The sequence below is a fragment of the uncultured Maribacter sp. genome, assembly GCF_963975365.1.
Taxonomy (GTDB): Bacteria; Bacteroidota; Bacteroidia; order Flavobacteriales; family Flavobacteriaceae; genus Maribacter.
Genome location: NZ_CAXBGF010000001.1, coordinates 249,609 through 273,765 on the forward strand (window position 1 = coordinate 249,609; position 24,157 = coordinate 273,765).

Consider the following 24,157-nt stretch of genomic DNA (forward strand, 5'->3'; position numbering starts at 1 on the left):
ATGTTCCCTTTATTGTTGTTTATGATTGTTGTGAATATCCTGTACAACTTTAAACCATTTAGACTAAAAGAACGATCACCGTTTGAGATATTAATTCAAGTAGGTTATGTCGTGACCGTTTTCTTTTCGACCGAACTGAATTATTTAAATTCTCTTCCTTGGCAGGCACTTGTTTACTTGTGCTTATTTGCATTTCAGGCACATATAGCAGGGGAAATTATGGATATTGAACCAGATTTGGCATCTGGTAAGCGCACTACGGCAACTTTGGTCGGACGTAAAAACTCAAAATCAGTAATGCTAATTCTATTGATATTCGAATCTATTTTGGTTTGGTGCTGGTTCGAAGATCTTATTTTAGCATCGTTTCTTGGTCTTATCTCTGTATTTTTAGTTCTAGATATTTTTGTGCTTTTTAAGGATAAGCCATATTCCTTACCACAAATGAAATTGTTTGGATACCTCATTAATTTATCTGCATTGCTTTCTATGCTCTGGGTATTGTACAGTGGAAAATTATTGATGGCATAGTACTAGTGGTATCTGTAACGTTATTTTTTCCCCTTTAACAGAATAAACCTATTTTTGCGGCTTACAGAAAAGAAGTAACGATCATGCAATACAATTTCAACGAAATTGAGGCCAAATGGCAAAAATACTGGGCAGACAACCAAACATTTAAAGCAGAAAATGACTCTGATAAAGAGAAGTTTTATGTGTTGGATATGTTTCCTTATCCATCGGGAGCAGGGTTGCATGTTGGGCATCCGTTAGGGTATATTGCGAGTGATATATATGCACGGTATAAAAGGCATAAAGGATTTAATGTATTGCACCCGCAAGGGTATGATTCTTTTGGACTGCCCGCAGAACAATATGCGATACAAACAGGTCAGCATCCGGCAGTAACTACGGCAGCTAATATTAAGACCTATAGAAGGCAATTAGACCAATTGGGTTTCTCTTTCGATTGGAGCAGAGAGGTGCGTACTTCTAGTCCGGAGTATTATAAGTGGACGCAGTGGGTTTTTATTCAAATCTTTAATTCTTGGTATAATAAAGATTCGGATAAAGCAGAAGAGATAGAAACCCTGATAGCTAAATTTTCTAAGGATGGTAACGCCAATATAAATGCTGTTTGTGACGATGATATAGAAGATTTTACAGCTGATGAATGGAGGGCTTTTACTGATGTTAAAAAACAAGAAATACTTTTAAAATATAGATTAACATACCTGGCGGATACCGAAGTAAATTGGTGCCCGGCATTAGGAACCGTTTTGGCGAACGACGAAATTGTTAATGGTGTGTCCGAGCGAGGTGGACATCCGGTTGTTCGTAAAAAAATGACCCAGTGGAGCATGCGTATTTCTGCATATGCGCAACGTTTGTTAGATGGGTTGGCAAAGATTGATTGGCCACAACCATTAAAAGATTCGCAGACCAACTGGATAGGAAGGAGTGAGGGTGCATCTGTTACTTTCTTTACAGTTGAGAACTCATTTCCCATTGAGGTTTTTACAACCAGACCCGATACCATTTTCGGGGTGTCTTTTATGACCTTGGCGCCAGAACATGAATTGGTTTCGAAAATTACTACCTCGGACCAGAAAGCCGAAGTGGAAGCTTATATCGAAGCCACTGCAAAACGTTCCGAACGTGATCGTATGGCAGATGTAAAGACTATTTCCGGTGCTTTTACAGGTGCCTATGCAGAGCATCCGTTCACAAAAGAACCAGTTGCAATTTGGATTGGGGATTATGTCTTGGCCGGTTATGGTACAGGAGCGGTAATGTCGGTTCCATGTGGCGATCAGCGAGATTATGATTTTGCGAAACATTTCAATATTCCGATTCCGAATATTTTTGAAGGAGTTGATATTTCCGAAGAAGCATTTTCCGATAAGGATAAAACGGTGATTACCAATTCAGATTTTTTGAATGGATTACCGTATAAGAAAGCGGTAAAGCGAGCGATTTTTGAACTTGAAAAAATAGGACAAGGAGCGGGTAAAATCAATTACCGTTTGCGCGATGCCGTATTTAGTAGGCAGCGTTATTGGGGAGAACCTTTTCCAGTGTATTATGTGGATGGAATGCCTCAAATGATTGCAAACGAGCATTTACCTGTAGAGTTGCCTGAAGTTGAAAAATATTTACCAACAGAAACCGGCGAGCCTCCATTAGGGAATGCTGAGGTTTGGGCATGGGATACTGTCACTACTAAAGTTGTCAATAATAGCGAGATAAATAATACTACGGTATTTCCTTTGGAGTTGAATACTATGCCAGGTTGGGCAGGTAGTTCTCAATATTTTAACCGTTACATGGACCCGCATAATAGCGAAGAAATATTCTCTCAAAAGGCCATTAATTATTGGCAAGATGTGGATTTATATATAGGTGGTAGCGAGCACGCTACTGGGCATTTATTGTATTCTCGTTTTTGGCAGAAGTTCATGTTCGATAAAGGTTTGGTGCCTAAAGATGAATTTGCCAAGAAGTTGATTAATCAGGGGATGATCACGGGGACTAGTGCATTTGTTCATTTTGTAACAGCAAAGTTTGAAAATGAAAAACAATTTTTTATTGCAATAAATAAAAAGGACTTAAATAATGTCGATGCGGTAATAAAAAAATGGAGAAATACGGCCCCGGTAAATTCAAAAGCTTTTAAGTATGGTGCTTTAATTTCAACTCATGTTGATGTTTCATTGATTAATGCTTCGGATGAGTTAGATATAGAAGGATTTAAAAAGTGGAGGCCTGATTTTGAAGATTCTATCTTTATAAAGGATGATGGCGAAGTTTTTAAAGTTGTTCGCGAAGTCGAAAAAATGTCGAAGTCCAAATACAATGTGGTGAATCCTGATTCCATTTGTGAGGAATATGGGGCCGACAGTTTACGTTTGTACGAAATGTTCTTAGGTCCATTAGAGCAATCCAAACCTTGGAACACGGCAGGAATTACGGGCACACATTCTTTCTTAAAGAAATTATGGAGACAGTTCCATACAGGTGAAAATGCTTCGTTTATGGTTAGCGAAGAAGAGCCTTCAAAAGAATCATGGAAAACATTGCACAAAACAATTAAAAAAGTAGAAGAAGATATTGATAATTTCAGTTTCAATACTTCGGTATCTACTTTCATGATCTGTGTTAACGAACTTACTGCGCAGAAATGTGTCAGCAGAAAAGTGTTGGAGCCATTAGCCATTTTGGTTTCACCATATGCACCACATATTGCTGAAGAACTATGGAATAAACTAGGTCATACAAGGTCTATTGCTACGGCAACTTTTCCAACATTTGAAGAAAGGTATTTGGTAGAGAGTAGTAAAGAGTACCCTATTTCCTTCAATGGTAAAATGAAATTCACATTAGCGCTTTCGTTGGATTTATCTAAAGAGGAAATCGAAACTGCGGTAATGGCAAACGAAAAAACCCAACAACAATTACAAGGTCGTGAACCTAAAAAGATAATTGTCGTCCCTGGGAAAATTGTAAATATCGTAGGTTAAACATCTTTTTAATTACCTCATCACCAGCAAAGCGAATTTAACTGTAGGTTCTGTACGCGAATTCAACAGATTGCTTCGCATGCTTTAAATTTTCGTAAAAATCATGGGGTGTAGGATTGTTAAAAATAAAATATTATAAATTTACCCCTAAAAATATAGGGGTATAAAATAATATAAACATATTTTACGCTTCAAACCCCTACCTTTTATCGAATTAATGTTTGATATCAGCATAATTAGCTTCAATTTTGCAGGATAACATTAAATGATAACATCATGATCGTTGGTATTCCAAAAGAAATTAAGAATAATGAAAGCAGGGTAGGTATGACGCCAGCCGGAGTTTTCGAATTGGTAAAGAACAACCACAAAGTATATGTTCAGTCCGAAGCGGGTGAGGGAAGTGGTTTTTTTAATCAAGATTACCAACAGGCGGGAGCAATTATATTAGATACAATAGGTCAGGTTTATGCCATGAGTGAAATGATTGTGAAAGTAAAGGAGCCTATTGCTGAAGAATATGATTTAATACAGGAAGGGCAAATACTGTTTACGTATTTCCATTTTGCTTCAAGTGAGGTTTTGACCAAAGCAATGATAAAGCAAAAAGCGGTTTGTATAGCTTATGAAACAGTAGAAGATGAAGAAGGAACTTTACCACTTTTGACCCCTATGTCTGAAGTTGCGGGTAGAATGGCCATACAGCAAGGTGCAAAATACTTAGAAAAGCCGGCTAAGGGTCGTGGAGTACTTTTAGGTGGAGTACCTGGTGTAGCTCCAGGTAAAGTTTTAGTGTTGGGTGCTGGTGTTGTAGGTGTGCAAGCTGCAAAAATGGCAGCAGGTTTGGGTGCTCACGTTACTATTATGGATATTAATATGAAACGGTTACGTTACGTAAATGATGTAATGCCTCCACATGTTGTTACCGAATTCTCTAACGAGTTTAATATTAGAAGGCTTATTAAAACGCATGATTTAATTATCGGTGGTGTATTGTTAAAAGGTGCCAAGGCACCAAATTTAATTACCAGAGATATGTTAAAGGAAATGCGCCCTGGTACTGTGATAGTCGATGTTGCCGTAGATCAAGGTGGTTGTGTAGAAACTACTAGACCAACAACGCATGAAGATCCTATTTATATAATTGATGATGTAGTGCATTACTCAGTAGCTAATATGCCTGGTGCTGTACCTTATACCTCAACAATGGCATTAACAAATGTAACTTTGTCTTACGCACTAAAATTAGCGAACCTAGGTTGGGAGGCGGCTTGTGAGAAAGATGCATCATTAAAGAAAGGATTGAATATCGTTAAAGGCGAGGTAGTCTATCAAGAGATTATTGAAGCTTTCGGTTGGGAAGAGGTGATTGTATAAACGTACATTTTGTCAGTAAAATATACCCGCGAAGTCCTAAGGGATTTTGGCGGGGTTTTTGCTTTAATGAAAATAGATTTTCTTGAGAAAGCAAATCTTTAAGTATATTTAGTTGATTTAAAAAATTGAAATGTTATGATGGGATATTATATATTGATCGGCGCCATTGCTTTGGTGAGCTGGTTAGTAAGTAGCAAATTAAAAAGTAAGTTTAAGTTTTATTCCAAGGTGCATTTGCAAAATGGAATGAGCGGAGCTGAAGTTGCAGAAAAAATGCTTTCTGATCACGGTATTCGTGATGTAAAAGTAGTTTCTACTCCAGGGATGCTAACGGATCACTACAATCCGAAGAACAAAACAGTTAATTTAAGTGAAGGCGTATATAACCAAAGAAATGCTTCGGCGGCTGCTGTTGCTGCGCACGAATGTGGTCATGCGGTGCAACATGCCCAAGCTTATGAGTGGTTGGGTATGCGTTCTAAATTGGTGCCTATTGTTAGTGTAACTTCCGGTATGTCGATGTGGGTAGTTTTTGGAGGCTTGGTCTTAGGTGGAGCAGCTGGTATTGGTTTAGGATATTGGGTTGCGGTTGCAGGTCTTGTCATGATGGGTTTAGCTACATTGTTTAGTTTTATAACCTTACCTGTAGAGTATGATGCAAGTAACCGTGCTCTGGCATGGTTGAAGAATAAAAACGTTGTTACTCCACAAGAATATAAAGGTTCTGAAGATGCACTAAAATGGGCTGCACGTACCTATTTGGTTGCAGCAATTGGTTCTTTAGCGACATTAGTATATTGGGGTCTTCAAGTATTTGGAGGTAGGGATTAGTCTGATATTGGTTAAGAACTGAATGTAAAAAAAACCTGTTTTGTTTAAAGCAGGTTTTTTATTCTCAATTATATTTTTATGAAAAGAATTGAAACTGAAAGATTGTATTTAAAACGGGCGAAATTCGAGGATGCCCATTTTATTTATGAATTGTTAAATAGTGACAGTTGGTTAAAGTATATTGGGGATAAGAAAATAACAACTGAGAAAAAGGCAAAAGATTACATTCAAAAAACGTTACTTGAAGAGTATGATAAATACCGATTCGGACTGTTAACGGTTTCTTTAAAGGACGAAACTTCGATTGGCCTTTGTGGTTTTTTAAAAAGGGATTATCTAGAGGATGCTGATATAGGTTTTGCATTTTTACCGGAATTTGAAGGCATGGGATATGCATATGAAGCAGCAAATGCCATGATGCAATATGGCCAATCTGAATTAGGTTTAAAGCGGGTACTGGCAATTTGCATGGAAACTAATCAAAGATCGCTTCAATTGTTAAGTAAATTAGGTTTTAAGAAAATAGATACAATAAAACCAAATGAAGCTTCAGAAGAACTGCTTTTACTTTCTACTTAAATAGTAATTTGTCGGTCTATTTGCTGTGCTAAGGAAATAAAAGTTTCTGTTCTAGAAACGCCTTCGATCTGTTGAATTTCTTTGTTTAATACTTGCATTAGGTGTTCATTGTCCCTACATAAAACTTTAATTAAAATAGACCAATTACCAGTGGTGTAATGGCATTCTAAAACTTCAGGTATTTTTTCCAATTGTTTTACCGCCATAGGATTGCTCATCGCCTTATCTAAATAAATACCTATATAAGCCATAGTGGTGTATCCTAATGATTTAGGGTTTACAATGAATTTAGAGCCTGATAAAAGTCCAGATGCTTCCAATTTTCTTAAGCGTTGATGTATCGCAGCACCAGATATTCCAATACTTCGAGCAATTTCTAGAACAGGTTTTCGGGCATCCACCATTAAAAATCTCAAAATCTTTTTGTCAATTCCATCAATTTTAGCTAAGGAAGTGGGTGTTTTCATGTCTTATATCAATTTAAACATAAAAATACCTATTTGGTTTCAATGTGATAGTTAAAAAGGATTAGTTAATTACAGAATTAGGGTTGTATCCTAAATAAGGCACTTCGTATTCTTTAAAGTTGACACCGTATGTTTTTAATTCTTCAAGAATAGGTTCATATACCTCTTTGGAAATAGGAATTTGTACACCAGGGGTGGTGATTTTCCCATTTAATATTTTGAGTGCAGCCATCGCTACAGGTAATCCAACAGTTTTTGCCATTGCCGTAAAAGTTTGATTCTCACCTATGACAACTAACTTAGAGTCTATTTGTTTCTTTTCACCATTTAATTCGTATCCAAATTTATGGTACATGACAATCATATCCTTCTCTTCTGCTTTTAGTGTCCAGCTATCTTCTAGTATTTTCTGTAAAGCTTGGGCCGGTGTGGCATTTGGGATATTTATAAACTTGGTATTATCAAAGATATTCAGCTCCAATAATTTATCCCATCGAATATCATCTTGGTCTAATTTTAAATAGTGTCTAAGTTTTAATTCTACTGAATCGGTTGGTGAGTATGGTAAGAACAGGTTAATGAATTCTCGGTAACTCATCTTTTCAGAATTCTCAATGGTATAGGTGTCATCGGTTACTCCTAGCTGAATAAACATATTCCATGCCTTCGAAAAACCAACACGGCGCATCGTTCCTCTATATAAAGTTAGCGCATTTTGCAGACCGTAAGCTTCTCTATAGCCTAAAGAATCACGATTGGCATAACCTTCGAAACGGCCATAACCTTCAATTTCAAAAAACTCTGTACGCCTAAAAAGACGGTGATAAGGTATGTATTTATAAGTGCCTTCTTGAATAAATTTAGCGGTTCCACCCTGCCCGGCAAGAACAACATTTCTTGGGTTCCAAGTAAACTTATAATTCCAAAGGTTATCATCATGTTCCGGTGCAACCAATCCGCCACAAAATGATTCAAATAGCATTATTTTTCCGCCTTTATCTCGAATGTGATCAATTACCTGCATTGCACTCATATGGTCGAGACCCGGATCAAGACCGATTTCATTCATAAATACAAGTCCATTTTGCTTAACTTTTTCATCAAGAGCAAGTAACTCTGGGCTTATGTAAGAAGCTGTTACCAGGTGTTTTTTATTAACAACACAGTCTTCAGCTACTTTAATATGAAATCGTGCAGGCAGCATTGAAATAACAATGTCTGCATTTACAATAGCATTTGTTCTTTCCGTTTGGTTAAATATATCTAGCGCAATAACTGAGCAGTGTTTATGGTTGGCAAAAGCAGCTGGTATGCCTGATGGATTAATGTCACCAATCGTTATTTTTAATTTTTCTTCTTCCGCTTTCCCTAAAAGATAATCTAACAAGTATGAGGTAGACTTACCCGCACCTATAACAAGAATTTTTCGCATCATCCGATTTCAGTATTTTTGATTGGTAACAAAATACTAAGGTATTAAATTGTTATATTTATAAAGAAAGTTATGGAAAAAGTTATGAAAAAAACAATTTTGGCTACTGCATGCTTGTTCGGTATGTTGGCAGTTGTTCTTGGTGCTTTTGGCGCACACGGATTAAAAAATTTAGTCGATTTAGATGACGTTGCGACATTTGAAACAGGAGTTCGCTATCAAATGTATCATGCATTTTTTTTGTTTGTTCTTGCATTACTGCCCGATACCATTCTTAAATCAAAAAAGTCTATATATCTGTGTGTTGTAATAGGGGTGGTTTTATTTTCCTTTTCTATTTATATTTTGGCGTTGAACGATTTAATACAATTCGATTTTAAAGTTTTTGGCGTTGAACGATTTAATACAATTCGATTTTAAAGTTTTTGGCATTGTTACGCCAATAGGGGGTATTTTCTTATTAGCTGCTTGGGTGTTAATGTTTTTCGGAATTATAAAATCAGACGTTTTAAATTGAAGAAATTAGGTTAGCGCTAAGAAAGATGTATTTTCAACTCTTAATGATACACACACATGATTAAAATAAACTTATTGGGACTTGTTTTAGGTCCGGTTTCCTTCTTTTTAATTCTTTTCTTTTTTCATCCAGAAGGACTTTCTGAGCAAGCCAATGCCGTATTGGCATCAACAATTTGGATTGCTATTTGGTGGATAACGGAGGCAATTCCGATTGCGGTAACCGCATTACTTCCAATAGTGATATTTCCACTTTCTGGCGGATTGGATTTATCGGCTACTTCAGAGTCCTTCGGGCATAAATATGTGTTTCTTTATATGGGTGGCTTCATTATTGCCATAGCAATCGAAAAATGGAATCTACATCGTAGAATTGCCTTGAACATTATTAGTTTGATAGGTTCTGATGTTCGAAAAATAATTCTTGGTTTCATGGTAGCAACTGCATTTTTATCGATGTGGATATCGAATACGGCAACTGCTGTGATGATGCTTCCTATAGGTTTAGCTATTATTAAGCAGCTACAAGATAATCCTGATACTATAGAAGATGAAAATCAGACATTTGGTAAAGCCTTAATGCTGGCTATAGCTTATAGCGCATCTATTGGTGGTTTGGCAACGTTGATTGGTACACCGCCAAACTTAGTGTTGGCCGGTGTTATTTTAGATACCTATGGTTATGAAATAACGTTCATGCAATGGTTTATTTTTGGGTTACCAATCTCAATAATTTTAATATTTATCTGCTGGAAATATTTAACGAAATATGCCTTTACCTTCAAGCAAAAGACTTTTCCTGGTGGTAAGGAGGAGATAAAACGTTTATTATCAAAGCTTGGTAAAATTAGTTATGAAGAGAAAGTAGTGGCTTTTGTTTTTACGCTTACAGCCTTTTGTTGGATCACTAGGTCTTTTCTGCTTCAAAAGATATTACCAAGTCTAGACGATACCATTATTGCTATATTTTTTGCCATTGTTTTGTTTTTAATTCCTTCAAAGAAAAAAGGAGAACAATTGATAAATTGGGAAGAGGCCGTAAAAATGCCTTGGGGTATTATTTTACTTTTCGGTGGAGGTATGGCTTTAGCAAAAGGATTTGAAGAAAGCGGATTAGCATCATGGATAGGAAGTCAGATGACGTCCCTTGCCGGATTACCAATTTTGGTTCTTGTATTGGTTTTGATTGCTGCTGTTAATTTTTTGACCGAGATAACGTCAAATCTTGCAACAACCGCTATGTTGTTGCCGGTATTGGCGCCGATGGCGCTCACAATAAATGTGCATCCGTTTGTGTTAATGGTCGGTGCGGCAGTAGCGGCGTCATGTGCTTTTATGCTTCCAGTAGCTACTCCACCTAATGCTGTAGTTTTTGGTTCAGGTTATTTGAGAATTCCCGATATGGTAAGTAAAGGGTTCGTTATGAATTTAATATCTATATTTATACTAGTCTTTTTCGTATATTTTGTACTCCCAGAATTATGGGATATTACTATTGATAGTTTCCCGCAAAATCTGAACAAATGAAACTATTGCTTATTCCTGATAAATTTAAAGGCTCATTAACAAGCGAGGAAGTGTCTAAAGCTTTTATTTTAGGTGTGGCAAAAGCAGGAGTCAAATTTACTTCACACTATATTAGAGCCTCTGATGGTGGTGATGGTTTTATGAATGCGGTAGCCTATTATAAACCTTGTGTTTCAGTTCAGGTAATTAGTGAAAATCCATTGGGAAAACCAATACAATCTTACTACCTATATAGTCATGAAGCTAATTCGGCATTTATTGAATTAGCAAATGCGTCAGGTATGGAGCTGCTAACTCCTAAAGAACGAAACCCTATGTTGACAAGTACATTTGGTACAGGACTTCAAATAAAGGATGCAGTTCAAAAAGGTATTAAAAACGTTTATATAGGTTTAGGTGGAAGCGCTACTAACGATGGTGGAATTGGCATAGCACAAGCTTTAGGATATTCTTTTTTAGATAAAAATGGTAAGAAGTTAAAAGCCACTGGTGCCAGTTTAAGTCAAATTAAATCTATTGATGATGCAGATGTTTTAGAATGTTTAAAGCTGGTAAAGTTTTTTTCCATAAATGATGTTACCAATCCATTATTTGGTGAAAACGGTGCTGCGCATATTTATGCTGCGCAAAAGGGTGCATCAAAACACATGATCGATGAATTAGACCTTGGGCTAATAAATTTAAATAAGGTAGTAACAGATACTTATAATCTTGAAAATGCTAAGCTACCAGGTTCAGGTGCAGCAGGAGGTGTAGCTTATGGACTTAAAACTTTTCTTGGGGCAAATTATTTTAGTGGGATAGATTTTGTTTTAGAGCTTTCGGGGGTAAATGATTTATTGAGTAAAGAGCGTTTTGATTACTTAATTACGGGAGAAGGTAAAATTGATGAGCAGACCCTGAATGGAAAGTTGATTAAAGGAGTAGTTGCCTTGGGTGTTCGTGAAAATATTCCGGTAATTGCTGTTTGTGGAAAGCTTTCGATAGAAAAAGAGCAACTAAAAAAACATGGTGTTTTTGATGTATTTGAAATACAAGATTCTACGAAAGACCTTACTTATAATATGAAGCATGCTGCAGGATTATTGACTGCTAAAACGACCGAATATTTTAAATTATTGAAAAAATAAAGTCCCTATTTTAAATAATAAATTTTATCCATTTCTTAAAAAATGGAATCAAAATCAATAATAATTCACCAATAGGGTGATATTGTTTATTATTATGCAATAAAACAAATAAACTATCTACGAATACATTTCCTTTTTAGTGTTTCTTTCATTGAATTCGTATTTCGACGGGAATTAGGTTTAATTAAGCTTTGAAAACCAAGGGTTCATCTTTTATTTTTTTAGTTTTACTTCATTAAATTCTCAAAAGCATGAAAAGCTCAACAACAAATACGAATACAATATCCTTAAAAAAATATGGGATAAAACATTCTAATTTTCATTACCAGGAACATCCTGAACAACTGCAGAGGGCTACTTTAGAAATGGATATGGGAGTTGAGACCAGCAATGGTACTCTTGCTGTTAATACTGGTGAATTTACAGGTAGATCGCCAATGGATCGTTTTATCGTAAAAGATGATATTACGAAAGATAAAGTATGGTGGGGTGATATTAATATTCCATTTGAAAAGGAAAAATTTGATTCTTTATATATAAAAGTAATTGACTATTTGAATGAAAAAGAACTTTTCGTTAGGGATAGTTATGCCTGTGCAGATCCTGAATATCAATTAAATATTAGGGTCATAAACGAGTATCCTTGGTCTAATATGTTCGCCTATAATATGTTTTTACGCCCTACAGAAGCTGAGCTACAAGATTTCTCACCTGAGTGGACTGTTATCAACGCTCCGGGTTTTATGGCAGATGTAAAATTAGACGGAACAAGACAACATAATTTTGCGATACTAAACTTTACCGATAAAATTGCACTTATTGGTGGTACCGGATATACAGGTGAAATCAAAAAAGGTATTTTCTCAGCGTTAAACTTTATTTTGCCGGTTTATAAAGAAACCTTGCCAATGCATTGTTCGGCGAATGTAGGTGAAGATGGTGATACTGCTATCTTTTTTGGATTATCTGGTACAGGAAAAACAACCTTGTCAACGGATCCGAATAGAAAGTTAATAGGTGATGATGAACATGGTTGGACGAGTAGAAATACTGTTTTTAATTTTGAAGGCGGTTGTTATGCTAAAGTGATTAATTTATCCGAAGAACAGGAACCAGAAATTTATGGAGCTATAAGACCAGGTGCTATTTTAGAAAATGTTGTTTTAGATGACAAAGGTAATGTTGATTATACCGATACCTCTATTACTCAGAATACTAGAGTTAGTTATCCTATTCATCATATTGATAACATACAGCAGCCATCAATTGGAAAGAATGTAAAGAATATTTTCTTTTTAACTGCCGATGCATTTGGTGTGTTGCCTCCAATATCAAAGCTAACTCCTAGTCAAGCCGCATATCATTTTATATCAGGCTACACGGCTAAAGTTGCGGGTACAGAAGCTGGGGTAGTAGAACCGGTGCCTTCTTTTTCTGCATGTTTTGGGGCTCCGTTTATGCCATTGCATCCAACGAAATATGCAGAAATGTTGAGTAAGAAAATGAAGGAGTCTGGGGTAGATGTTTGGTTGGTGAATACTGGTTGGACTGGTGGCCCTTACGGAATTGGAACACGAATGAAGTTAAAGTATACTAGAGCGATGATATCTGCAGCCTTGAATGGTGATTTAGGTTTGTACTCTTATGATAGATACCATATTCATTCGGTATTTGGAGTTGCTCAACCAAGGGAGTGTCCTGGTGTGCCAACATCTGTTTTAAGCCCGAGATCAACTTGGAACAATGATGAGAAATATTATACGACTGCGTTTAAATTAACAAATGCCTTTAGGGAAAACTTTAAAAAGTATGAAAGTTATGCCACGGAGGAAATTAGAAGAGGCGGACCACAAAGGTATGCATTCTAAAACATAAAAAAAGCCTTGCAATGCAAGGCTTTTTTATTGACTTTTTTGAGCCAGTTATTTATTTACGCTTGTAATATACTTTTGTAACGCCATTGTCATTGATGGAGTTTCTGGCGTAGGAGCTTTAATGTCAATTCTTAAACCAGCACCAGTAGCTGCGTCAACGGTAGAATTACCGAATACTGCAATTCTTGTTTCCTTTTGTTCAAAATCTGGAAAATTCTGTAATAGAGACTCTATTCCGGAAGGACTAAAGAATACTAAAATATCATAATACACATTTCTTAAATCTGAAAGATCGCTAATAACTGTTTTGTAAAAAACAGCGCGTTTCCAATTTATGTTTAGAGATTCTAACGTATCAGGGACATCTAATTTAAGAACATCGGAAGATGGTAGTAAGAATTTCTCATCTTTATATTTCTTGATCAAAGGGACTAAATCTGTGAATAATCGCTTTCCAACATAAATCTTACGCTTTCTATAAACAACGTATTTTTGTAGATAGTAAGCTACGGCTTCAGATTGACAGAAGTATTTCATGGAATCTGGAACTTTAAAACGCATTTCTTCTGCGATTCTAAAGAAATGATCTACTGCGTTTCTACTGGTTAAAATAATGGCAGTAAAATCATTCAGATCTATTTTTTGCTGGCGCACACTTTTTGCGTCAACTCCTTCTACATGAATAAACGGTCTAAAATCAACCTTTACCTTTTCTTTATCGATAAGTTTGGAATAGGGAGAATTTTCCATTTTTGGCTCTGGTTGAGAGACCAAAATCGTTTTTACTTTCATACGCTGCGCTATTTTAGAAAGCTTCCCATAATAATTAAGGGTGCAATTTCGAGTGCGCAAAGGTACAAAATAAAATAGAAAAAATAAGAGCTAATAAAATTTTGGTAATTCCTTAGTACTGTCAACCAGCCAATTATATTAATAATCAAGAATAGAATTACGGCAATATAGATTACGATTTTCGAGTCAATAAAAACATAGGTTAAAAGAACATTGGCAATAAAAAGAACAATGCTTGAATAATTAAGATAGGTTAATTTCTTAAAAAACAGCTCGTTGAAGATATTATAAGAATTAAATATAAAACCGTTGAACAATTGCGCCAATGTTTTTGCGCTTAAGAATAGGAAAACACTTGCAAGCAACAACGGAAAAATAAATGGATTTTCGACTTGAGAAAGAGGCTTATGTAAACGCCAAATAAAAAAAATAAATAGAGTGGTATTTATAATTTGAAAAATACTTAACAGTATATGGAACCAATTGAATAGTTTCTCTTTCTTGGTGTACATAGATATATACCTGTTGTTAAATGGCAGAATTATAAAACTAAAAAAGCGGGAATAATAGATGCTTTTTGCCGTTAATGGAAACAGAAGACTTACCATTAATGTTATGGTGATCCAATCGTTTTGAGAAAATATTCTGGCAATAGGTTCCATTATTGTATTGGAATTGGTTTTCCGTTTAAGCCAAAATAGAGATTGTTCTCTGAAATGACCACCCTAAAGTAACCAATGTTTTCCATTTTTGTTTTTGGTAAGTGAAATGTAAAATTAGTAGTGTCCTGTTTTTTTAGCAACGTAGAATTAGGCTCTACGGTTTCAAGCGCTATATTTAAAGTTTCCTTTGGTATTTTGTGATTATCCATGTAGGTAACTGCAAATCTTAGTTTGCTCAATTCGATAGACTCCTTGTAGGGGTTAAAAACCTTTAGTTTAATATTTTTATCCGTATTTAAAATTACTTCTTTGTCTTCCACAATACAATTAACCTTTCGAAAAGATTGAAAATTTGGTATATACTTCCCTTTATAAAGCCCGCCATCTTCCCTCTCGTAAGAAAATGAGTTGTCTTTAATATATTTTGAAATGTAAGCAACGTCCCTGCCTCGTATTTTTTCTTCAGAATTATCAATTGAATACTGATTTTTACGGTACATATAATTATTCAAAGAAAATGTAGGTGTGCCATCGGTGTAGAATGAATACATTGGGGCATTTCTATAAGAATTTTCAAACACTACAGGAACTTTACCAACTTCATCTTCTATCGCTTGCGCCCATTCTTGATTGCCGTGCGTTTCATAATAGAAATTAAAAAGAAGTGGTTGATAGGCAAGTCCCATTCTTAGATATATGATTATTATCGAATTGATAAGTCCAAATCTAAAAATCCAAGATAATGCCTGTTTATTCTGTAACATGTAGTTAAACGCAATAATGACCAAGGGAATACAGATGATAATAATCCACTGTGTTTGTACTCTTCTGTTAAAACTAGAAATAAAGAAAAATAGAATTACACCATAGGTAAGGTATATAAGAGCCTTGTTGAATAAATCATTGCTTTTGGTTTTAAAAAGTGCCTTATAGATAAAAGGAAAAGTTAGTCCAAAAATAGCTACTAGATTCACGAAAAAACCTAAGGTATATTTTTCAAAGCTATAGGCTCCATTAGGTCTTTCATATAAATGATATTTAATAGATACAAGGTCATTTTCATATAGCCAATAAAAATGAGGAACATAGGAAATTAGAGCCACAAGAACTGAAAGCCATGCATATTTGTTTTGCACTAATTTCAAATTTGATAGTAGAACAAAGAAAATGACTAAAACAGCATGGTACTTACTGTACATTAAGGCAGCCATAAAAATTCCTAATAATACCGATAGGCTTAATGATGGGTTTTTAATAAAATGCTTGTAGGTCAATAAAAAACAACTGGTAAAAAATAGCAAAGGTGTATCTGGTAAGGTAAAGAACCCATAAGCATTTAATAGTGTCATGGAAAAAACCAACACAAAGAAATGTTTTATATAATCGTTCTTTTTGGGATTGTCAATCATTAGCCAAAGCAAAATGATATTAAGGGCAGATAGAATGCAGCTCATGAACCGTACACCTAGTTCGCCATTAAAAAAGTAGCTACTTATTTTAATCAACAAGGCGACCATAGGTGGGTGGTCAAAATAACCCCAGGCCATATTTTGGCTATAATACCAGTAATAGGCTTCATCAAAAATGAGTTGCGTAAAACTAGATTGAATGATATTAAGAATGAAAATAGCAGCTAAAAAAAAATAGAACTGCTTTGGAATTTTAGTCAACATTCGCATAGGATACTTGATGGCGAAATTACAAATTTAAGGTTAGTTACATAATTTAAAAATTTCATAAAGGTTTTCTAGCACGTTTTAAGACGACCATTAAAACCTTACTTTTGTCGAAATACTTTTTTAAGATTTATGGCCAGTAGTATTGTAATCATACCTACCTATAACGAAATTGAGAATATTGAGGCCATTATTAGGGCCGTTTTTGATTTACAAAAAGAATTTCATGTTCTTATTGTAGATGATAGTTCTCCCGATAAAACAGGCGATTGCGTTAATAGGCTACGGAAAGAATTTGAAGGAAAACTTTTTTTGGAGACAAGGACCGAAAAATCAGGACTAGGTACCGCGTACATTCATGGTTTTAAGTGGTCGATTGCGAAAGGGTATGACTATATTTTTGAAATGGATGCGGATTTTTCCCATACTCCTTCAGATTTGATTAGACTGCAAAAGGCTTGTTTAAATGGGGCAGATGTTGCGGTTGGTTCTAGGTATAAAAAAGGAGTAAACGTAGTAAATTGGCCATTGTATAGAGTGTTGTTGTCATACGGTGCTTCAATCTATGTTAAGCTTATTACCGGCATGCGGGTCCATGATCCAACAGCTGGTTTTGTATGTTATAAAAGAGAGGTGTTGGAGGCTATTGATTTAGACTCTGTTCGTTTTGTGGGCTATGCTTTTCAGATAGAAATGAAGTTTAGGGCCTATTTGAAAAATTTTAAAATAGAAGAAGTTTCCATTATTTTTAGAGACCGTGTTTTAGGTAAATCAAAAATGAGTTCTTCAATTATAAGTGAAGCAATCTGGGGTGTATTTATAATGAAAATGAGAAGTCTATTTTTAAGGAATAAATTTTAATTATGGGGAAGATTCTATTAAAAAACGGTGTTATTGTAAATGAAGGGGTCATTCAAGAAAATGATATTCTAATTCAAGATGATTTAATCATAAAAATAGCGAAAGATATTACTGATGCCGATGCAAAGGTTATAGATGTAAAAGGTATGCATATTTTACCTGGTATTATCGATGACCAAGTTCATTTTAGAGAACCAGGTCTAACACATAAGGGAACTATTGCAACAGAAAGTAGAGCGGCACTTGCAGGTGGTATAACCACTTTTATGGAGCAGCCAAATACCGTACCACAAACAACTACCATAAAAAAGCTTGAAGAAAAGTTTGCAATGGCTGCAAATTCTGCTTTTGCAAATTATTCTTTTCTATTGGGGGGCACAAATGATAATCTTGAAGAATTAAAACGACTGGATAAGAATGCTTGTTCGGGCATTAAATTGTTTCTAGGGTCATCAACAGGTAATATGTTGGTTGATGACGAGAAGGTGATAGAGGGTATTTTTAGCAATACGGAAATGGTCATATCTGCCCATTGCGAGGATGAAACCACCATTCGTGAGAATCTGGCCAAATACCAAGAAAAATTTAGAGATGATATTCCAATAAAGTATCATCCAATTATTAGAAGTGAAGAAGCATGTTATTTGTCATCTTCAAGGGCAATTGCCTTAGCAAAGAAAACGGGAGCTAGATTACATGTATTTCATGTGTCTACGGGTAAGGAGACCAATTTATTTAGGAATGACATTCCGTTAGAACAAAAGAAAATAACTGCTGAGGTGTGTATTCACCATTTGTGGTTTTCAGATGCGGATTATGCTGATAAAGGAACTTTAATTAAATGGAACCCAGCGGTGAAGACTGCAAAAGACCGAGAACAATTGTGGGATGCCTTACTAGATGATAGAATTGACGTTATTGCAACAGATCATGCTCCTCATTCATTGGAGGAAAAAGATAATGTGTACACTAAAGCTCCATCTGGTGGGCCATTGGTACAGCATGCGCTTCCTGCCATGTTAGAAAAAGTGAAAGATGGAAAAATAAAATTGGAGAAAATGGTGCAGAAAATGTGTCATAATCCGGCGATTTTATTCCAGATAGAAAAAAGAGGATTTATTCGTGAAGGCTATTATGCTGATTTAGTCGTAGCCGATTTGAATAATCCTTGGGTGGTTACCAAAGAGAATATAGCATATAAATGTAAATGGTCGCCATTCGAAAATGTAATTTTTTCCTCAAAGGTGGTACATACCATAATAAATGGACATTTAGGATATACAAACGGAGAATTCTCAGAAACTAGAAATGCGAAAAGACTAACTTTTAATAGACCATGAAGTATAGTTTAAGTTTCATATTAGTTATGTTGTTGCTTTTTTCATGTGCCGAAGAGTTGATTCAAAAGCCAGAAAATTTAATACCTCAAGACAAAATGGTATTAATTTTTAAGGAAATGGCTATTGTTAATGCTGCAAAAGGAACCAATATAGGCAAATTAAAAGATAACGGTATTGAGCCAACTACCTATATATTCGAAAAATTTGAGATTGATAGTGCTCAATTTGTTGATAGCGACCGTTATTACGCATCGAAGCCACAATTATATGAAACGATATATAAAGATGTTGAAACCCAATTGGAAAATCAGCGGATACTGCTAGAGGCGATGAAAAAGGAAAAAGATAGTCTTGATCTTGTGAAAAAAAGGTCAAGCAAAGATTTGAAAATAACTGACAAGGTTTCTGATACACTTTAAGAGTTCTCCTCAATAAAAAGTTTAGAAGAAAATTCTATTGTTTCATCTAATGGCTCAAACTCAAATTCTAAAGCTTTTGATATTTTAGAATTATCAAATTTGGTGGGGTGTTGTAGACCATAAATGGTACTATTAGTTATCGTTCTAGCTTTTCCTGTAACAATGTTCCTTATTTGGTCACCAAACTTCCCTAATTGAAGTTGCCACAATTTTAGTTCTTTGCTGGGTGCTTTCTTTTCCATTGTAGAGGTTATGTGGCTCAATATATCTTTATAAGATAGATTTTTGGCAACCAAGATAAAACGCTCTCCGGTAATTTTCGAATTCATAAGATTAACCATTGAGCGGGTTACATCGGATACAGTGATAAACCCTGAACCCCCTGGAGGATAAAAAGGATACCCTTTAGATGCTGTTTTAAAAAATATGCCGCTACCATTTCCCCAAAAGCCAGGTCCTAAAATCACTCCGGGATTAACGATAACTATTTGCAGATGCTCTTGGGCGCCCCTCCAAACTTCCATTTCTGCGAGGTTTTTTGTAATAGCATATGGGTTGGTGTGTTGCCTGCTCCACTCTGTTTCTTCCGTAGCTTTTTCATTTAAAATGGGTCTGCCTATGGTGCCAATAGTACTTACATGGCATAGTTTCTTAACACCAACAGCAATACACATATTTACAATGTTGGCCGTTCCTTCTCTATTTATTCGTTCTAATAATTTAAAATCTGACGGATTAAAAGATATGTAAGCTGCACAATGGTATACATGAGTTACCTGTTTAAAGGCTAATTCTAAAGAAGGTATGTCTAAAATATCTCCCTTTACCCAGTTAATTTTTTTAAAGAGAGTATTTGCATTTGGGCAGTAGTAGCCAAATATTTTTTTGACCTCTTCCAGTTTTTCGGTAGTTCTATAAAGCGCACGAACCTCAATATTATCATTGACTAATTTCAGCAACAAATGTGACCCCAATAATCCTGTGCCTCCTGTAACTAATACCATACTTCAAATTTAGGAAATACAGGTGGATAAATTCATGCTTTGATCTACTGTGTACTGGCAAGAATTCCATTTATATTTGCAATTCAATTAAAATAAAGGAAGAGATGACAAATTTTGTCAAGGAGTTACAATGGCGTGGAATGTTACATGATGCAATGCCAGGTACAGAGGAACATTTATTAGAAGATATGCAATCGGCTTATGTGGGTATTGACCCAACGGCAGACTCTTTACATATAGGCCATTTGGTTGGTGTAATGATGCTACGCCACTTTCAATTGGCTGGGCATAAACCATATGCCCTTATTGGCGGTGCTACGGGTATGATCGGTGATCCTTCTGGTAAGTCTGCAGAACGTAATTTACTTGATGAAAAAACCTTACGACATAATGAGAATGCTTTAAAGGAGCAGTTATCTCGTTTTCTAGATTTTACGGTTGACGGTGATAATGCAGCGGTTTTGGTCAATAATTATGACTGGATGAAGAATTTCTCTTTTTTAGATTTCATTAGGGATGTGGGTAAACATATAACCGTAAATTATATGATGTCTAAAGATTCGGTAAAAAAGCGTCTTTCTGCAGAAGCTAAAGAGGGTATGTCTTTTACTGAATTTACGTATCAATTGGTACAAGGGTATGACTTTCTATATTTATACAGAGAACATAATTGTACCCTTCAAATGGGGGGTAGCGATCAATGGGGCAATATAACTACGGGTACTGAATTGATTCGAAGAATTGCGGGAGGTAAAGGGTATGCGCTTACGTGTCCGTTAATTACCAAGGCAGATGGCACTAAATTCGGTAAGACTGAAGGCGGAAATATTTGGCTAGATGCCGAACGAACTTCTCCATATAAATTCTACCAATATTGGTTGAATACTTCTGATGAGGATGCCGAAAAATATATAAAAATATTTACGTTTTTAGGTCAGCAAGAAATAGAAGATTTAACGAAACAACATAAAGAAGCCCCGCATTTACGGTTGTTACAGAAACGGTTGGCAGATGAGGTTACAGTAATGGTGCACTCTCAAGATGATTTGGATAATGCGGTACGTGCCAGTGAAATTTTGTTTGGTAAGTCTACAGCATCAGATTTAAAAGGTATAAATGAAAAAACATTTTTGGAAATTTTTGAAGGTGTACCACAAGCTGAACTTTCTAAATCTGAATTAATTGATGGTTTGGATATGATTGGAGCATTAGCTGCAAAAACTAGTTTTTTAGGCTCTAATGGTGAAGCAAGAAGAGAATTAAAGCAAAATTCCATTTCGGTAAATAAAGAGAAGGTAAAGGAAGATTTTTTGATTACTTCTGATGACTTGATCAATGATAAGTTTGTGCTCTTACAACGAGGTAAGAAAAACTATTTTGTATTGGTTTTTAGTTAGAATAAGCAAGCATTACTAAATGGAGTCATCTTAATTGAAAGCTTCAGATATGAAGCTTAGATTTTTGGATATACTAACAGTATTGTTTTTGACGTGTGATCCAGATGATGAACCTCCTATGGCAGATTCTGCCTTAGAAGGGCAATGGGTCCTCTCATATGCAGTATGTTACAGTGGTTTTGAACCAAAACAGATTTTAGGCTCACCATAGTTGTAATTGACTCAGATTTAAAAGAATATATTAAGAAATATGCATTTAGTCTACGCTTAAATACAATGATAGATGAACTGATGAATTCAGATCATGATTTAGAATTTAATTCAACATTTTTACTTGATGCTAAATTTTTTGGGATTTAAATGTCGTTGTAATTAAATGCAACGTTTTGGTCTTAATGTATCTTCTAAATAGGTTTTAATTCTTGTTGTATGAGAAATTTACTGTTATTACACTAATGTTGTTAACGATGTTTTCATGTTCTAATGAAGATTACTTCTGGTTGGAGTCAACCGAATATGTGTTAACTGAAGAAAAATGAAAATTGATTCAAATGTCAGGGAATTATAAGGGTTCTGAGACTACTGGTAATGATATGGCTTGGCAAGAAAATTATGTGTTCAGTTCAGTTGGCACATTCGTAAAATCTAGAACGAAAGATGAAATGGCCTCAGAAGCCAAAGATACTTTTAAGGTTGTAGAATTTGAAAATGATTCAGAACATTATTTACTCTTAACTTTTGAATCTGGTAAAGAATTGGTCGGTAATAGCGGAGCTGGTGTGAATGAATTGTTGGTTTATAAGTCGGCTACTAAATCTCTAGTACAAGGCAAGCCTTTGATGGATCGGGGTTAGATCATCAGCTTAGTAAAAACTAAAGCACCATTAAATTACAGCCTCTAATATCAGAATTATCAAATCTTCCGATGATTTCAAAAGTGCCATCATCATTAATTTTGCCTAAATCTTGAGTAGCAATAAAAGCGCAAGAATTAATATTGGCTAAATCAATAACATTAACCCCACCTGTTTTACCATTTTTTTGAAAGGTAAGGGGGTCTTCGGTGTCACGAACCAAAATCTTCATCCAAGAAGGGGAATCGAATATTCCGTTTCCTTTAGAATATCCCTGAGATAGTAATTCGGTCATACCATATTCTGAATGTATTTCTTTAACCCCGAAACCAGCAGTTAGTAATTTATGTAATTCTTGTCGAACAATTTCTTTGCGTCGACCTTTCATTCCACCAGTCTCCATAACTATGGCATTCTTTAGAGATAGTTGATATTGTTCGGTAAATTCTAATAAGGCGAAGGATACGCCGATAATTAAAATTTTAGTGTCTGTTTTTTGAAGTTCAATTAAAAGTTGATATAGCTGTTCATATTCGTTTAAGAAAAATCCACTTTTAGGATGATTGGATTTTGCTATTAAATCTTCAACCATATAAATAAGGGAAGAACCTGTACGTTCTAAGTAGGAAGGCAAAAGTGCCAGTACACAATAGTCTTCAATATCCCCGTAAAATTCGTTGAAAGCCTTTAAATAACTTTCTTTGTAAAGGCTTAGGTCTGTAACAAAATGTTTGCTTGTTTCACTGCCAGTTGTACCACTGCTTGTAAAAATAATTTCTTCAGGCTTAGTAGAACTTACAACACTTTTCGATTTAAAAAATTCTATGGGTAAAAATGGAATTTGCTCTAAAGATTGGACCGCATTCGTGTCAACATTTAAGTACTCACAAAAAGTACGGTAAACACTGTTATTTGTGTACTGAAATTTAAAAATACGCAGTGCTTGAATAAGAAATTCATTCTCTGTGCGTATATCGAAAATAGCATTTTGCCTCATGAATTTTTTCCGGTTGAAGCAAAGGTACTGAACCAAATTATTTTAATGGTTTGGTAACCAAATTAAGTAGGAGTATTATTTTACAACTAATTTTCGAGTAATCGATTTATCGTTCTCTTTTACTTGAACAACATATACACCAGATGACAATCGTGAAATGTTCATTGCTTTGCTCGATAATCTATCGGTTAGTACCAATTCGCCAAATACGTCATAGATGCTAACTTCCTTTAAGTTGTTCTTTTCAGTGGTGACATAGATGACATCTGCAAATGCAGGGTTTGGATACAATTTAAATCCAGCAATTTCATCCTTACGTAGATTATTGATATCTATGTTATCTTGGGCGTAAATACCAACAGATAGAACCATTAATAGCAAAAAGTAGATTTTCTTCATTGTTTATTGTTTTGGGGTCAACAAGATAAAGTTACTTATAAGCTATACTAGGAATTTAAAAATGTTGTGAAAGCTAACATTTTGTAGGTCAATGCAATACGTGAAACCATTCATCGGAAATAGGTGTATTTCACCGATTGTAATTAAGTAGTTGAGAGGTAATTTAAATAAAGGAATATACTACTTAACGATAAGTTTCCGAGTAGACATTTTATTTTTTTCGAAAACACGTAAAACGTACACACCAGCGTCTAAATCGTTTAAATTCAGTTCTTTGCCTAGTATGGTCGTTTTTAGTAACAAAGTTCCAAAAACATCGTAAATGAAAATTTCTTTGGGTGCGTTGAGATTTGTAGAAATATATACTTTACCTGTAGTAACCGGGTTTGGGTACATACTAAAACCATCAATATCTCCATTACTTTGGGTGCTTTGACCATAGCTAAAGGAGATAAAAAGAAAAATGATGATTAGGTAAAGGTGCTTCATACGCTACTATGAT

At 35.2% G+C, this 24,157-nt stretch carries 24 protein-coding genes; 15 read left to right on the forward strand and 9 right to left on the reverse strand.

Annotated features, from left to right (window positions below; translation table 11 throughout):
* The 5 genes from AACZ49_RS01170 to AACZ49_RS01190 all read left to right on the forward strand — a co-directional run bounded on the left by AACZ49_RS01170 (window position 1) and on the right by AACZ49_RS01190 (window position 6,308).
* Window positions 1–531, forward strand: a complete 531-nt coding sequence (locus AACZ49_RS01170) for a UbiA family prenyltransferase (protein WP_339650736.1) — start codon at window positions 1–3, stop codon at window positions 529–531.
* 83 nt (window positions 532–614) lie between these two features.
* Window positions 615–3,521: a class I tRNA ligase family protein gene (locus AACZ49_RS01175; RefSeq protein ID WP_339650737.1), complete on the forward strand. Its 2,907-nt coding sequence runs from the start codon at window positions 615–617 to the stop codon at window positions 3,519–3,521.
* 276 nt (window positions 3,522–3,797) lie between these two features.
* The gene (gene ald, locus AACZ49_RS01180) at window positions 3,798–4,898 is read left to right on the forward strand and encodes an alanine dehydrogenase (protein ID WP_339650738.1); all 1,101 of its coding nucleotides are present in this window, start codon (window positions 3,798–3,800) and stop codon (window positions 4,896–4,898) included.
* Between the two features lie 135 nt (window positions 4,899–5,033).
* Window positions 5,034–5,729, forward strand: coding sequence for a zinc metallopeptidase (locus AACZ49_RS01185; protein WP_339650739.1), 696 nt, complete (start codon window positions 5,034–5,036; stop codon window positions 5,727–5,729).
* Window positions 5,730–5,807: 78 nt separating this feature from the next.
* The gene (locus AACZ49_RS01190; RefSeq protein WP_339650741.1) at window positions 5,808–6,308 is read left to right on the forward strand and encodes a GNAT family N-acetyltransferase; all 501 of its coding nucleotides are present in this window, start codon (window positions 5,808–5,810) and stop codon (window positions 6,306–6,308) included.
* Here AACZ49_RS01190 and AACZ49_RS01195 read toward each other — a convergent pair.
* On the reverse strand, window positions 6,305–6,775 hold the full coding sequence (locus AACZ49_RS01195; RefSeq protein WP_339650743.1) for an Lrp/AsnC ligand binding domain-containing protein: 471 nt from the start codon (window positions 6,773–6,775) through the stop codon (window positions 6,305–6,307). The genes AACZ49_RS01190 and AACZ49_RS01195 overlap by 4 nt on opposite strands.
* Before the next feature lie 61 nt (window positions 6,776–6,836).
* The gene (locus AACZ49_RS01200) at window positions 6,837–8,210 is read right to left on the reverse strand and encodes a saccharopine dehydrogenase family protein (RefSeq protein WP_339650745.1); all 1,374 of its coding nucleotides are present in this window, start codon (window positions 8,208–8,210) and stop codon (window positions 6,837–6,839) included.
* Window positions 8,211–8,291: 81 nt separating this feature from the next.
* On the opposite strand from AACZ49_RS01200, the gene AACZ49_RS01205 reads away from it, so the two are divergent.
* The 4 genes from AACZ49_RS01205 to pckA all read left to right on the forward strand — a co-directional run bounded on the left by AACZ49_RS01205 (window position 8,292) and on the right by pckA (window position 13,248).
* The gene (locus AACZ49_RS01205; protein ID WP_339650747.1) at window positions 8,292–8,627 is read left to right on the forward strand and encodes a DUF423 domain-containing protein; all 336 of its coding nucleotides are present in this window, start codon (window positions 8,292–8,294) and stop codon (window positions 8,625–8,627) included.
* Between the two features lie 153 nt (window positions 8,628–8,780).
* Window positions 8,781–10,250 carry a DASS family sodium-coupled anion symporter gene (locus tag AACZ49_RS01210; protein ID WP_339650749.1) on the forward strand — a complete coding sequence of 490 codons (1,470 nt, stop codon included), beginning with the start codon at window positions 8,781–8,783 and terminating at the stop codon, window positions 10,248–10,250.
* Window positions 10,247–11,380, forward strand: a complete 1,134-nt coding sequence (locus tag AACZ49_RS01215) for a glycerate kinase (protein ID WP_339650751.1) — start codon at window positions 10,247–10,249, stop codon at window positions 11,378–11,380. The genes AACZ49_RS01210 and AACZ49_RS01215 overlap by 4 nt, the downstream gene beginning before the upstream one ends.
* 251 nt (window positions 11,381–11,631) lie before the next feature.
* Window positions 11,632–13,248, forward strand: a complete 1,617-nt coding sequence (gene pckA / locus AACZ49_RS01220; RefSeq protein WP_339650753.1) for a phosphoenolpyruvate carboxykinase (ATP) — start codon at window positions 11,632–11,634, stop codon at window positions 13,246–13,248.
* Window positions 13,249–13,302: 54 nt separating this feature from the next.
* Here pckA and AACZ49_RS01225 read toward each other — a convergent pair whose 3' ends face one another.
* The 3 genes from AACZ49_RS01225 to AACZ49_RS01235 are packed head-to-tail and all read right to left on the reverse strand — an operon-like array spanning window position 13,303 to window position 16,381.
* Window positions 13,303–14,046, reverse strand: coding sequence for a uroporphyrinogen-III synthase (locus AACZ49_RS01225; RefSeq protein ID WP_339650754.1), 744 nt, complete (start codon window positions 14,044–14,046; stop codon window positions 13,303–13,305).
* Window positions 14,047–14,054: 8 nt separating this feature from the next.
* Complete coding sequence (locus AACZ49_RS01230) at window positions 14,055–14,708, reverse strand: DUF4271 domain-containing protein (protein WP_339650755.1); 654 nt, start codon at window positions 14,706–14,708, stop codon at window positions 14,055–14,057.
* Window positions 14,708–16,381, reverse strand: coding sequence for a glycosyltransferase family 39 protein (locus tag AACZ49_RS01235; protein WP_339650757.1), 1,674 nt, complete (start codon window positions 16,379–16,381; stop codon window positions 14,708–14,710). The genes AACZ49_RS01230 and AACZ49_RS01235 overlap by 1 nt, the downstream gene beginning before the upstream one ends.
* Before the next feature lie 135 nt (window positions 16,382–16,516).
* Here AACZ49_RS01235 and AACZ49_RS01240 point away from each other — a divergent pair, with 135 nt between their 5' ends.
* From AACZ49_RS01240 to AACZ49_RS01250, 3 genes are read left to right on the forward strand one after another with little or no spacing between them, the layout of a single operon-like run.
* Window positions 16,517–17,245, forward strand: a complete 729-nt coding sequence (locus AACZ49_RS01240; RefSeq protein WP_339650759.1) for a polyprenol monophosphomannose synthase — start codon at window positions 16,517–16,519, stop codon at window positions 17,243–17,245.
* Between the two features lie 2 nt (window positions 17,246–17,247).
* The gene (locus AACZ49_RS01245; protein WP_339650760.1) at window positions 17,248–18,585 is read left to right on the forward strand and encodes a dihydroorotase; all 1,338 of its coding nucleotides are present in this window, start codon (window positions 17,248–17,250) and stop codon (window positions 18,583–18,585) included.
* Window positions 18,582–19,004 carry a DUF4296 domain-containing protein gene (locus tag AACZ49_RS01250; RefSeq protein WP_339650762.1) on the forward strand — a complete coding sequence of 141 codons (423 nt, stop codon included), beginning with the start codon at window positions 18,582–18,584 and terminating at the stop codon, window positions 19,002–19,004. The genes AACZ49_RS01245 and AACZ49_RS01250 overlap by 4 nt, the downstream gene beginning before the upstream one ends.
* On the opposite strand, the gene AACZ49_RS01255 is transcribed toward AACZ49_RS01250, so the two are convergent.
* Window positions 19,001–20,008, reverse strand: coding sequence for an NAD-dependent epimerase/dehydratase family protein (locus AACZ49_RS01255; protein ID WP_339650764.1), 1,008 nt, complete (start codon window positions 20,006–20,008; stop codon window positions 19,001–19,003). The genes AACZ49_RS01250 and AACZ49_RS01255 overlap by 4 nt on opposite strands.
* A 104-nt stretch (window positions 20,009–20,112) precedes the next feature.
* Here AACZ49_RS01255 and tyrS point away from each other — a divergent pair, with 104 nt between their 5' ends.
* The 3 genes from tyrS to AACZ49_RS01270 all read left to right on the forward strand — a co-directional run bounded on the left by tyrS (window position 20,113) and on the right by AACZ49_RS01270 (window position 22,259).
* Window positions 20,113–21,405 (forward strand): tyrosine--tRNA ligase, encoded by a 1,293-nt coding sequence (gene tyrS / locus AACZ49_RS01260; RefSeq protein WP_339650765.1) that lies wholly within the window; start codon window positions 20,113–20,115, stop codon window positions 21,403–21,405.
* A gap of 49 nt (window positions 21,406–21,454) precedes the next feature.
* Complete coding sequence (locus AACZ49_RS01265) at window positions 21,455–21,616, forward strand: hypothetical protein (protein ID WP_339650767.1); 162 nt, start codon at window positions 21,455–21,457, stop codon at window positions 21,614–21,616.
* A 340-nt stretch (window positions 21,617–21,956) separates the two neighbouring features.
* A complete protein-coding gene (locus AACZ49_RS01270; protein ID WP_339650769.1) occupies window positions 21,957–22,259 on the forward strand; it encodes a hypothetical protein in 303 nt (100 codons plus the stop codon).
* Window positions 22,260–22,278: 19 nt separating this feature from the next.
* Here the strand turns inward: AACZ49_RS01270 and AACZ49_RS01275 are convergent, their stop codons facing one another.
* The 3 genes from AACZ49_RS01275 to AACZ49_RS01285 all read right to left on the reverse strand — a co-directional run bounded on the left by AACZ49_RS01275 (window position 22,279) and on the right by AACZ49_RS01285 (window position 24,144).
* Window positions 22,279–23,256, reverse strand: a complete 978-nt coding sequence (locus AACZ49_RS01275) for an acyl transferase (protein ID WP_339650771.1) — start codon at window positions 23,254–23,256, stop codon at window positions 22,279–22,281.
* Window positions 23,257–23,331: 75 nt separating this feature from the next.
* Window positions 23,332–23,655, reverse strand: a complete 324-nt coding sequence (locus AACZ49_RS01280) for a T9SS type A sorting domain-containing protein (protein WP_339650773.1) — start codon at window positions 23,653–23,655, stop codon at window positions 23,332–23,334.
* 180 nt (window positions 23,656–23,835) lie between these two features.
* Complete coding sequence (locus tag AACZ49_RS01285; protein WP_339650775.1) at window positions 23,836–24,144, reverse strand: T9SS type A sorting domain-containing protein; 309 nt, start codon at window positions 24,142–24,144, stop codon at window positions 23,836–23,838.
* Window positions 24,145–24,157: the final 13 nt, after the last annotated feature.